The organism is Paenibacillus sp. VMFN-D1, assembly GCF_003386155.1.
In the GTDB taxonomy this organism is placed as follows: domain Bacteria; phylum Bacillota; class Bacilli; order Paenibacillales; family Paenibacillaceae; genus Paenibacillus_AQ; species Paenibacillus_AQ favisporus.
This window is the reverse complement of the sequence record NZ_QRDU01000005.1, coordinates 1-11,720: the sequence shown is the minus strand read 5'-3', so window position 1 is coordinate 11,720 and position 11,720 is coordinate 1. Positions and strand designations below refer to the sequence as shown.

Below are 11,720 nucleotides of genomic sequence, written 5' to 3'. Positions count from 1 at the left end.
TGCCTAATCCTGTTCCTGCTTCGGAATTTGGTTCAGGCTCGGCGGAAATTTAGCAGCTTTATCCGGATGCAGCGTGGTGTATTCCTGTTTCCGGCTCGCTCTGTTTGGCAGGTTACTGTCTTTTACCGGTTTACGATGCGGCATGCTTATCCCCCCTTATCCTTTAACAATCCCCCGATCGGGACGGAATTATCCATGGGGCGATAGGATACCTTCGTTCGTTCAGTTCGTTCCTTTCAATAGAAGATACGCATCAAAATAATGCGACCCGTCCTCGGCTTGTCCGCTCACGTACACCCGGCCGCCGGACAGCTCTGACCGTTTCACCACCATGTCATCCCCCAATCGGGCCTCGTGATGGTAGGTGATCCGGAAACCCGCGCAAGAATAACCCGTGAGCTCCTCCTTGGTCAGCGTATCCATGCACAGATCGGCATAACGGGAGTTATTCAGATGCAGATTGGCGTCGATCCCGCTGTAGCGTACCACGGAGCGGTACGATTCATGAAGCGGCATATCCTCAGGTATAGTTACTTTATCCGGTGCTTCACCGGCCGAGTCCTCTTCATTAATGTAGACGTCAAAAGGGAACTTGGATGGCCGCAGCATTCTGCGTTTCTGGATGTCCACGAGCGCCCAAATGCTGCACGCTTCGCCGAGAATCTCTCCACCGCTGCCATAAATCACAAAGTCCCGCTGCCACAAGGCCCCTCTCGGGCCTTTGTTCCAGGTCTCGACGTTGATTTGCTCCAGCGCCTTCGGCATCCGGCTGATGCGCAGATCCATTGTAATCAGCATCCAGCCCATGCCCGCTTCGATCATCTGGTCCCTCGTTGCCCCAAGCTGCTCCAGATCGGCGTCGGCCGTTCTCTGCGCCAAAGACAGCAGTACCGACAGCCGTGCTTCGGATTTAAAATCGATATCGTTGGAATGGATTAAGTAGGTTTCAGTCCACTTGTTGCCCATGCTATGCGCTCTCTCCTCTTTTTACGTTAAAATGATACTCGTACGTTGTTAGCCAGCCTTTCCATTTGGTGAAAAAGCCCTATCTTTCATCGGCTGCGCCCTTTCCCTGTATGTATAAGAAGCAGCGGAACGTTCATCCTAAGGCCACAACATCGGCGGAATTTAAGTTAATGTTAAGAAATTCGTGACCATAATGTTAAGGGTTTCGGTTTATAATGCTATACATCAAGCATACTCCTAGTTTCCACAATATTCAAAGAGGTGTGAATGCCGTAATGTCCAGAGAAGCGATCCTGCTCGTCGATGACGAGAAAGAAATTATCGAACTGATTGAAATTTATTTAAAAAATGAAGGATACACCTTATATAAAGCTTCCAACGGACTGGAGGCGCTCGAAGCGCTGCAGAGCCATCCGATCGATCTCATCATCCTTGATGTGATGATGCCCCAAATGGACGGGATTCAAGCCTGCATGAAAATCCGGGAAAAGAACAATACCCCCATCATCATGCTGTCCGCGAAAAGCCAGGATATCGATAAAATTTCCGGCCTGAGCATCGGTGCCGACGATTACGTCACCAAGCCGTTCAATCCGCTGGAGCTGGTCGCCCGCGTCAAATCGCAGCTGCGCCGGTACAAGCTGCTAAATTACCGCGATACTACAGCCGAGGACGAAATCGTAATTGACGATTTGGTCATCAATACCGCCACCCATACGGTGACCGTCGGGGAGCAGGAAGTGAAGCTGACGCCCCGCGAGTTCGACATTTTGAAGCTGCTGGCCGTCAATCAGGGCATCGTGCTCAGCATGGACAAAATTTACGAAGAGGTCTGGAACGAGCCGTTCATGGAATCCAAAAACACGGTGATGGTCCATATCCGCAAGCTCCGTGAAAAAATCGAAAAGGATACTCAGCATCCGGCCTACATCAAGACCGTCTGGGGCATCGGCTACAAAATGAAATCGGCGAAGGAGGTGTAGAGCACCATGACCACCAAGGTATACATCGGCATCCGCTGGAAGTTCCTTGCCGTGTTTCTCGGCTGCACCGGGCTGACGCTGCTGTTCGTGCTGCTCGGCCGTCTGCTCGCCTCTTATATCATTGTGCGCCCGCCTTATAATGTGCCCCTGATTTGGGTGATCAACCATATCGGCTCCAGGCCGACGATCGGTGTGTTCGGTGTCGTCTTTTTCCTGTCCCTCTACGTGGCTTCCACCCGGCCCCTCGTTCGTTATGCCAAAGAGCTGGCCGGAGTCCTGGAGGACATGGCCGGCGGGCGGCTCCAAGCTTCCGTCAGTGTGAAAGCTGCCGATGAGCTCGGAACGATCGCGGAACACATGAACAGCCTGTCCGGGCAAATTCATACGTACCTGGAGGAAATCAGTTACGGACTGGCGGAGATCGCCAAGGGACATTTCGATTACGAAATTCCGGTTCGGGAAAACCATGAGCTCGGCCGGATTGCCGACAGCATCAACCAGATGAGCGCTCAGCTGAACCGCTCCATTCAGGAGGAGCGTAACGCCGAGAAGACGAAAAACGACCTGATCACCGGCGTATCCCACGACCTTCGGACCCCGCTGACCTCCATTCTCGGATTTTTGGAAATCATCGATAAGGACCGTTATGCCGACGAGGTGGAGCTCCGCTATTATATGAATATCGCTTACGAAAAATCGCTCAGCCTCAAAAAGCTGATCGACGACCTGTTTGAGTATACGCGCATCAACAACGGCATGCCGCTGCACCTGCGCAAGCTGGATGTAACCGGATTGATCCGGCAGCTGGCCGAGGAGTTTGTGCCGAGCCTGGAGCAGGCGAACATGACTCTGCAGATTCACGCGCCGGAGCAGCCGGTCATCATTCAAGCCGACGGCGACCACCTCGTCCGGGCTTACGAAAATCTCATATCCAACGCCATTAAGTACGGCAGCAGCGGCAAATACATCGACGTTTATATCGAAAAGGAAGCAGCCTTTGTCCGCATACGCGTCTGCAATTACGGGGAGCCCATCCCCAAGCGGGATCTACCGTACATTTTCGAACGCTTCTACCGCGTAGAGCAATCGCGTTCCAAGGCGACCGGCGGTACCGGGCTCGGACTGGCCATTACCAAGAGCATCATCGACGTGCACGGCGGCGACATCTCCGTGGAGAGCTCGACGAACCAGACCGTGTTTGAGACCCGGCTTCCCGATCCGGCTGTGCCGGCATAGCCACTTTCCTTTCACTATACTCAAAGCAGATAACCTCATCCCATCTGGGGAGTGCGGCTATCTGCTTTTTTTGGTGCTATTCTGCTCCCCACAGCATTTTTTAACAGAAAAACTTAAGCGTTTGTTAAGCATTTGGGTAGGCTCCCGTTAAGAACTCTCCTGTAATCTTGATTCAAGTTAAGAGGACAGCAGGCATCGTCCGTGAGGAGAGCTGTTTGTCTCCCCTGTCTGTCCAGGAAGGAGCACGAAATCCGTATGTACACCATCACTTCAAAATTGTTTGCCCCAAAAAAAACGCTGCTCATCACGATTTTCGTGCTGATCTTCGCGCTGGCTGCCTATGTGCGGCTGGACTTTCTGCTTTCGGTCACCCATAAAGTTTCGCATGACACGCTGAACTACGACATCATGGTCCGGCAGCTGCTCGAAAAAGGGATCTACGCTTACAAGGATACCCAGCCGAACGCCCAGGTCACGCCGGGGTATCCGCTGTTTATGGCGGCCATCTATAAGCTGGTCGATTACCAGCATCATGATCCGTTTCCCTATATTCGTTACATTCAGGTCATGATCAGCCTCGTCACCCTGTGGCTCATTTACTCGGTCGCCCGAAAGCTCTCGGGCCGGACCGTTTCGATGATCGTGCTGCTCATCAGCAGCGTGTATCCGCCTTTTATTTGGAGCAACGGGGCGGTTCTGACCGAGACACTGGCCTGCTTTTTCCTGATGCTGTATATCCGTCTGCAGCTTGAAGCCTTCGAGCGCAGAACACGAACCCTCGCTCTGCTGAGCGGGGCGGCGATGGGCCTGCTGGTGCTGACGCGTCCGGAGTTTTTGATTCTGATCGCACCGGTGTACGGGTTGTATTGGCTCTGGAAAAAGGAATTCCGCCTCACGTTCAAGCTGCTGCTGTTCACCGGCATCGGAACAGGGATCGTCCTCGCTCCTTGGGTGGTCCGCAACATGGTGACCCTGCACGAGGTCGTGATCGCCTCCACCCAGGTCAATCCGTTTGCCGCCGGCACCTATCCGGACAAAAATTACAACGACGGCCTGGTCGACCGGCATGGTAAAACCCAGATGGAAGTCGCCAAAGAGCGGCTGAAGATCGGTTTTACGCAGCACACATGGCAGTTCGTCAAATGGTACACCGTCGGCAAGCTCAAGTACATTTATTCGAATATGTATTTTGGCAGCGGCCACAGCCCGTTATACCGCGTGCTTCCGAGCCCGCTGGGCAGCCTGCTGCATGTGGCGCTCGTGTGGTTCTGTCCCGTGGCCCTGGCCGCATCGCTTCGCAAATGGAAGCAGCCATTAGCACTGATGACGCTGATTGTAGCGGTCATGACGGTTACCCGCCTGGCCTTCGTTCCTGAGTTCCGCTATAACTACACCGCCATGCCGCTGATCATCATGCTGGATGCGGCCGCGGGGATCGCCATCCTCCGCTGGGCGTGGCAGAAATGGACCCGCTCTTCAAATTCACGGAAAGGAGCCGTTACTTATGCTGAATCGACCGGAAAGTCATAACAAGCCGCCCAAAGTGCTCGTGATCGTCCCCGCTTATAACGAGGCGGAGGGGATCGGGCGGGTCATCCGCCGGCTCCGCGAAGATGCCCCTTACGCAGACGTGCTCGTCATCAATGACGGGTCGAGCGACGCCACCAGCCGGATCGCCCGGGCCGCCGGGGCCAATGTCATCGACCTGACCTGCAACTTGGGCATCGGTGGCGCGGTGCAGACCGGCTATCGCTACGCTGCGGAGCATCACTACGACTACGCCGTACAGATCGACGGCGACGGTCAGCACAATCCGTGCGATCTGCGCTGCCTCCTGTCCGCCCAGTTCGATACCGGCGCCGATATGGTGATTGGCTCCCGCTTTATTACCAAAGAGGGCTTTCAGTCGACTTTCGCCCGCAAAATGGGCATCGGTCTGCTGTCCGCCCTCGTGACCCGGCTCACCGGGCAGAACGTGACCGATCCGACCTCCGGCTACCGCCTGTGCGGACGGCGGGCTATCTCCCTGTTCGCACGCGAGTACCCGACCGACTATCCCGAGGTAGAGGCGCTGATGCTGCTCTACAACCGGGAGCTGTCCTTCACGGAAATTCCCGTCGTGATGAATGAGCGTCAGGGAGGCGTCTCCAGCATCTCGGCTATGAAATCCGTGTATTACATGTCCAAAGTCATCCTGTCGGTTCTGCTCATGAAAACCAAGAAAAAGAGAGCGTGGGAAAACCGCTATGAATCTTAATATTTATATCATCAGCTTTTGCATCAGCCTTGCTTTTGCCGGCACGATTTTATACTTGATCCGCAAGCGCAGGCTGCGCGAGCAGTACGCCCTGCTCTGGCTTTTGATGAGTGTGATCATGATGGCGCTGTCCCTGTTTCCGTCCCTTTTGGACGAGGTGGCGCAGCGGATCCACATTTATTATGCCCCGTCGCTGCTCTACCTGCTAAGTGTAGTCGCGGTGCTGTTCATCCTGCTGCATTTGACGATGGCGGTCTCCACGCTCACGCACCGGGTCATCGTGCTTACCCAAACGCTGGGCTTGCAGGAGCAACGCATTCAAAAGCTTGAAGCCCAGGCGGAGGGAGGCTCAGAGGGTTCTATGGGGCTTGCTGTCGGTCCTGCCTTTGGATCGCGCCCGGGACAGACATCCGACCCGCATGTTGGACAGTCATCCGGACCACATTCTGAGCAGACATCTAAACAGCATTCCAAACATACATCTGGACCTCATTCCGAGCAGACATCTAAACAGCACTCCGGATTGCCCCCAGAAGCGCATAACATGCAGCAATCCGGGATGCCGTCCGGGGAATTCTCCGGACTTCATTCCACGGAACCCTGTCAGCGAATTTCTGCGGCGGCTTCTTCCGAAGAGCAAATTGTTGTGCCGTCTTCTTCCAGCACGGAGGTGAACCGCTAGTATGGCTTACTTGATGCTGCTTCTCAATATGCTGCTCCTGGTCGCCGGTCAAATCTCCTGGAAAATCGGCCTGCAGCAGCAAGGTGGCATCCACCTTGGCAACCTATTGCAGGTATTATTTTCGCCGCTGATTCTGCTTGGTATCGCCCTTTATGCAATAGCCACGGGATTGTGGTTCGTCGTGCTGTCCCGGCTGCCGCTCAGCCTTGCCTACCCGCTGCAAAGCCTGGCTTACGCCGCCGGCATTTTCGCCGCGTGGTATTTCTTCGGGGAAAGCGTTCCGCTGAACCGCTGGATCGGGGCCGCGGTCATCGTACTGGGAGCGGTCATCATTGCCGCCAAATAAAGGCCCCTGTTTGATTATCAAATTTCAGAAAAGGAGTTCCATATCATTCCCATGAAAATACAAAAAACCGCCCTTCTGACTTCCGTTCTGCTTGCCGCCTACGGTGTGGTTCCGGCATCTGCCGCATCCGATCTGGAGCAAGAGCCTACGATCCCGCAGAATGTGACTATGGCTCAAGCAACCGCAGGTCCTTCCGGAACGACGGTCATCTATTTAAACAGCAGCCGAATCCTAAATAGCGGCACCGAGTCCGCATTAAACCGTTCCACTGTCGTCAAAAAAGGAGTCACCTTTGTCAGCCTCCGCTCGCTTGCCGTCTCTTTGGGCTGTAAAGTGACTTACCAAGCCTCTACGAAAGAGACCACCGTATCCCGGGAAGGTACCGAAGCCCGGTACCGTGTACATACCAAGGCATATCAAGTCAACGGGGAGACGAAAACGATGAAAGGCGAAGCGTACGAGGACCGCAGCGTGTTGATGGTTCCCCTTACTTCGCTGACGACTGCTTTTCATCTCCCTTATGTGCTCCAGGGAAACCAAATTACGCTGTATCCTGGCGGCACCGGATCTTCAGGGACGGACAAGCCGGAAGGTCCGCAAACGAACGAACCGCCGCAGGCCTATTTTACGACGGACAAAGACCAATACCGGATCGGCGAGCCGGTGATCCTGAGCGATCAAAGCACCGATGATGAAGACGCAATCACGAATCGCGAATGGACGAACAACGAACCGGCCTTTTTCGAGCCGGGTACGGTGGAAATCAGGCTTAAGGTTACCGACAAGCACGGCCTGACATCCGAATACAGCAAAAAAATCGATATCACCTCCGAGGTGATGTACAGCAAAGAAGATTATGTCATGCGCTTCACTCCGGCAGGCGGCACATTTCAGGTCAGCGGCAAATCAATCCTGTCCTACAAAGCGCTGCCCTACACCTACACAACCGAGCCATATTTGCTGTTCCGGGCCAGCGGTCCGGAGACGGTCAACTCGGAAGGGATTCTGTACCAGGACATCCTGTCGGGACCGGCCCGGTTTCTGGTCCATCACAAAAACAACCTGGCCGCAAAGGCACGCTTCTACCTGGTCGCCACCAATCCGAACGATACCGCGGCATCGATCCAGATCGAGAGCGCGGGCGTGGCGGGGCCAACTCCGTATCCTGAGCTATCCGGCAGACTGGCTGGCGTCCGGTATTTGGAGTCCACCTTGACCGGCAGTGAGCAGCGAAGCGTACAGATCGCCCCCAGCGAGAGCGTGGCCCTCTTTCCCAAGCTGAATGCTACCGCGGCTGCTCCCGGCGATGTCATCACAATGAACGCTGATGTCACCAGCGATGCACCCGTCGAATATACCATGCTGATGGTCCAGGCCGATCATGACCCGATTGCGGTCATGCCGTCTCTGCCGGATTTAAATCCGATCGAGTCCATCGTCCGCGGCACCTTTGCCGATTCGACGCGAGTGTTCGAATACGACGGCACGGTCGGAACGGAAGCGGAGCGCCTGCCGCTCACCGACAACACCACTGATCCTTTTCAGCGGGGGATGGACGGGATGCAGGACAGCGTTGCCATCAATTCCGGCAATTACGGTGTCCTGTATAAAATCATTCTGAACCATGTTGCGCCGGACACGCTCATCGCTTTCAACCCACGCGGCGGAAGGTACTTCGGCTCGGCGAGAGTGAACGACCGGGTTGTCGAGATCAAGCACGGCGACGGCTCCCAGGACAGTGCCACCGTGCTGTACCGGACGCAGGACCGGGAGGAGAAGGTAGAACTCTGGTTATCCCCGGCCGCCGGCAGCAACTTGCCGTTTTCCCTGCTGTTTCTCCCGATATCGAATAAATAAAAGAAGACCCGCAAAGCGTTTGAGCGCTTTGCGGGTCTTCTTTGCGGATCAAACCGCAGCTCAGATGCACATTACACATTTTTCTGAACACTCCCCGTATTCGGCGGTCCGCCCGAAGCTGCACTCACCCCAGCTTTTGTATCCGTCCGAATCCACCAAAAAGCGAGCACTCCCGCAGCTAACGCTGCATATGCCGCCAAGCGGAACCCGCCTGCGAGCCCCCATGCCGAACTGATCCAGCCTGCGATAAACGGGCCCATGAACATGCCGATTGCATAGACTGCCTGATAAAAACCCATTGCCGTTGCCCTTTTGGATGGCTCGATGTGGGCCACCGATTTGCCCAATAGGAGCGGAAAAACCAGTCCTTGTGCCAGTCCATTAAATATTTGCGTTACGCACAGCCAGCCAAAACTCGATGCCGCCGGGATACAAAACGTAAAAACGGCCGTTCCTACATACCCCACGGTTAGCACGGCCCTTGCCCCGAAACGGTTAACGAGGGTCCGTCCGGCAAACAGCGTAGCCGCCGCATGCGGCAGCATGAAAGACAGCGTCAGCCAGGCAAGGTCATTTTTGCTTGCACCCAGGTCCAACGCCTGATTCGGCGTATACCCAAACATCGTGATGAACAGAACGCAGTGCGCCAGGATCGACAGAAAAGAAACCCGAAACAGCGTCCGGTCACGCATAACGGGTGCCAAATCCTGAAGCGACATGGGGGTGCGCCCGGGATCCGGCCCTTTGTCCCGCAAAAATAAAGCAAGTACAAGGGCTATCACCGCAACGATGCCTCCAAGCCAAAACGGCAGCTGCCAGCTCCAACGCTCCACCAAATACCCGCTGACGAGCATGCTCGTCAATTGGGCGGCCACGGTGGTGAACTGCATCATGCTCATCGCCCGGGTTACTTCATGTTTCGGGAAAAAACCTGAAAACGCGACGGTGAACACCACCCAGGTCGACGCGGCGATCCCTGCCATGGCTCTTGCAGCCAGCGCCCAACCCAACTGTCCGAACGCAGCAAACATCAGCCCACTTACCGCACTGGCGGCCAGCCCCAGCCAAATAAATGGACGGCGCTTTTCCATAAAATCCGATAAAATACCGAGCGGCAGCCTGAACAAAATCTGCATCAAACCGTAGGAACCGAGAACGATGCCCAGATAGGTATAGGATGCCCCCAAATGCTCGATATAAGGCGACAAAATCGGAACATAAATATAAGACGAGAACCAGTACAGGAAAACAACAGAGATAAACAGCACGACCTGTCTCCTGGAGAAGGAGTCGTCCTTTGTTTGAGGTCGCTGTATCTCGTCCAAAGTTTTCGATGCACCACGAGCAACGGTTTTATAAGAATCCAGAGGTTCGGTTGAATCCATTTTTTCATGTCGCTTGGATTCCTGCTTTTGAATGCTCAACCCGTCACCGTCCTTTCGTTCTTAGGAGTTTTTCCAAGCATGGAAGTTTTTTCGAGTATGAAAAGTCTGGAAGACAAAGAAAGTCATCAAATGGATAGAAAGCAATATAAGTCTGATCCTTTTATATGTTCACCGATTTGGTACTGCGTAACATTACGTAACACAATGATTAGGAGAACCAAATCGGACAAGGACATGCCATAATTGCTTAATGTGCTGTAACGTTTCATCGTATGATCCCCAGTCCTGCCACTCCTCGGGGTGATTGTGCAGCGATGCCGCTGCCAACCCTAATACGGCCGCGTCAATCCGCCCCCTATCGTTCCCGAACCTTTGGTCGATCCTGAGTGCAAGCGGCTGCATCGCAGGCCCCCGAAAATCGCCCGGTACCGATCCAACCTCTAACTGAAAACCCGCATGCCAACCAAGCCGCAAATCATACTTATCGCAGGTCTCTTCCAACAGGTTTCCCGTTGGCGTGCCTTTGAACGAGGGATCAGCAATCAGGGCCTCCGCGTCATTCGCCAAATCCACCACAGCATGAACCTGTGCTTCAATGTAGTCATCGAGTGACCTTCCTAAGGCTTCGGGTATAAATTCGCTGGATCTGGAGTTTAGCGATTGAAGCAGCTCCACCAACAGCCGTACGTTGATGTGATCCGAACCGAGCACCTCCTGTGTGCTGACAGCCGCCTCAAACATAGGAGCCAGCAATGGAGAAAAAACGTCGATCGTTCCTTTTCGCTCCGGACCCGTAAAGCTATCCCCAAACGTAAAGGTACAGCGCTCTGAAACATTCGGACGAAGGACCAGGTGGCAAGAGCCAAACCGCGGTGACGCACCGTCCGCATAATTCATCAGGTTAAGCCCACCATACTTCGGCCGTTCTTCATTGGTTACGCCGGGCGCCTGGTATGCTTTCCCAAATAAATGCTCTTCCCAGCGGTCACGATCACCACCTGCAAATGCCGTTCGGCTCCCGTTGGAGATCGAGGTCTCAAACTGCCCTCGGTACACCCCATCCTGAAGCAGTCCCTCAACCACCGAACGGCCGGTCGCGAGCAGACGATCGGGATGAAAATTGAGCGTAACCCGCGCAAAACGGCGAATATGATCAATAAGCAAGTCAACATCAATAGCGCTAAGTCCTTCTGCAGCCAAAATCCGGTCAATTACACTGCGGGAAAGGCACTGCACATCCAAAGCATCCGTACGTACATACTGTACAGCTCGAGCTTGTGCTTCGGTCAAACTTACTCCTCCTTTATCGATCCCGGGGCAATCATACGAAGAGCCCTTGGCATGAACTTACAAACTTATGTACATGTGAATAACATTTAGACAAAAGTCAACTGAACATCACCACATGAATCATTTATGCCATAAAGTACACTTCAATTGTGCGTACTGGGGATGAAACTGTGAATTATGGGAATATAATTTATGATTATAATCCAAATTGGGCGGGGATGGTTCTCTTTTTTGTGCATAACCTTTGGAAAATCGACCAGGGAATATATATTTGTGGATGAACGGACAAAACGGATGTGTTGTCCACATTGGGGATAAGAAATAAAAAAACCACTGTCGATGTTATCAACAGTGGTCCTTCGCTTGGCAACGTCCTACTCTCCCAGGACCCTTCGGTCCAAGTACCATCGGCGCTGGAGGGCTTAACGGTCGTGTTCGGGATGGGTACGCGTGGAACCCCTCCGCTATCGCCACCAAACGTTCAAGTGTTTGATCACTTGAAAACTAGATACGAAACGAATCTGTGTTTTATCTTCCGTAGCTTCACCCGGTTTGTATCCCGGGGTCCCCGAAAAGTAATCGGTGTTGCTCCAACGCTTCACGTCACTTTTTGGGGTAATTTTGGATAAGCCCTCGACCGATTAGTATTGGTCAGCTCCATGCATTGCTGCACTTCCACCTCCAACCTATCTACCTCGTCGTCTACAAGGGGTCTTAC

11 protein-coding genes and 2 rRNA genes are annotated in these 11,720 nt (G+C 53.8%); 7 read left to right on the top strand and 6 right to left on the bottom strand.

The features are described from left to right. Nucleotides 1-3: 3 nt before the first annotated feature. Nucleotides 4-144: a hypothetical protein gene (locus C7820_RS33585; RefSeq protein WP_163880674.1), complete on the bottom strand. Its 141-nt coding sequence runs from the start codon at nt 142-144 to the stop codon at nt 4-6. A gap of 78 nt (nt 145-222) precedes the next feature. Continuing rightward, complete coding sequence (locus C7820_RS26450) at nt 223-966, bottom strand: acyl-[acyl-carrier-protein] thioesterase (RefSeq protein WP_116233577.1); 744 nt, start codon at nt 964-966, stop codon at nt 223-225. A 275-nt stretch (nt 967-1,241) separates the two neighbouring features. On the opposite strand from C7820_RS26450, the gene C7820_RS26445 reads away from it, so the two are divergent. The 7 genes from C7820_RS26445 (at nt 1,242) to C7820_RS26415 (ending at nt 8,327) form a co-directional block, all read left to right on the top strand. Next, nucleotides 1,242-1,949, top strand: coding sequence for a response regulator transcription factor (locus tag C7820_RS26445; RefSeq protein WP_105442458.1), 708 nt, complete (start codon nt 1,242-1,244; stop codon nt 1,947-1,949). 6 nt (nt 1,950-1,955) lie between these two features. Then, a complete protein-coding gene (locus C7820_RS26440; RefSeq protein WP_116233576.1) occupies nt 1,956-3,185 on the top strand; it encodes a sensor histidine kinase in 1,230 nt (409 codons plus the stop codon). Between the two features lie 255 nt (nt 3,186-3,440). After that, nucleotides 3,441-4,715 (top strand): ArnT family glycosyltransferase, encoded by a 1,275-nt coding sequence (locus C7820_RS26435; RefSeq protein ID WP_116233575.1) that lies wholly within the window; start codon nt 3,441-3,443, stop codon nt 4,713-4,715. Further along, nucleotides 4,690-5,442, top strand: coding sequence for a glycosyltransferase family 2 protein (locus C7820_RS26430; RefSeq protein ID WP_116233574.1), 753 nt, complete (start codon nt 4,690-4,692; stop codon nt 5,440-5,442). The genes C7820_RS26435 and C7820_RS26430 overlap by 26 nt, the downstream gene beginning before the upstream one ends. Beyond that, the gene (locus tag C7820_RS33925; RefSeq protein WP_258875440.1) at nt 5,432-6,124 is read left to right on the top strand and encodes a DUF2304 domain-containing protein; all 693 of its coding nucleotides are present in this window, start codon (nt 5,432-5,434) and stop codon (nt 6,122-6,124) included. Before C7820_RS26430 ends, C7820_RS33925 begins: the two co-directional genes overlap by 11 nt. A gap of 1 nt (nt 6,125) precedes the next feature. Next, on the top strand, nt 6,126-6,470 hold the full coding sequence (locus C7820_RS26420; RefSeq protein WP_116233573.1) for an EamA family transporter: 345 nt from the start codon (nt 6,126-6,128) through the stop codon (nt 6,468-6,470). Nucleotides 6,471-6,521: 51 nt separating this feature from the next. Next, complete coding sequence (locus C7820_RS26415; RefSeq protein ID WP_116233572.1) at nt 6,522-8,327, top strand: stalk domain-containing protein; 1,806 nt, start codon at nt 6,522-6,524, stop codon at nt 8,325-8,327. 71 nt (nt 8,328-8,398) lie between these two features. On the opposite strand, the gene C7820_RS26410 is transcribed toward C7820_RS26415, so the two are convergent. From C7820_RS26410 to C7820_RS26395, 4 genes are all read right to left on the bottom strand, one after another. After that, a complete protein-coding gene (locus tag C7820_RS26410) occupies nt 8,399-9,595 on the bottom strand; it encodes an MFS transporter (RefSeq protein ID WP_258875439.1) in 1,197 nt (398 codons plus the stop codon). A 309-nt stretch (nt 9,596-9,904) separates the two neighbouring features. After that, the gene (locus C7820_RS26405; protein ID WP_251678547.1) at nt 9,905-11,002 is read right to left on the bottom strand and encodes a DUF3626 domain-containing protein; all 1,098 of its coding nucleotides are present in this window, start codon (nt 11,000-11,002) and stop codon (nt 9,905-9,907) included. A 361-nt stretch (nt 11,003-11,363) separates the two neighbouring features. Continuing rightward, a 5S ribosomal RNA gene (gene rrf, locus C7820_RS26400) occupies nt 11,364-11,480 on the bottom strand. A 143-nt stretch (nt 11,481-11,623) separates the two neighbouring features. Beyond that, nucleotides 11,624-11,720: ribosomal RNA gene (locus C7820_RS26395) — 23S ribosomal RNA — on the bottom strand; the annotation flags it as partial.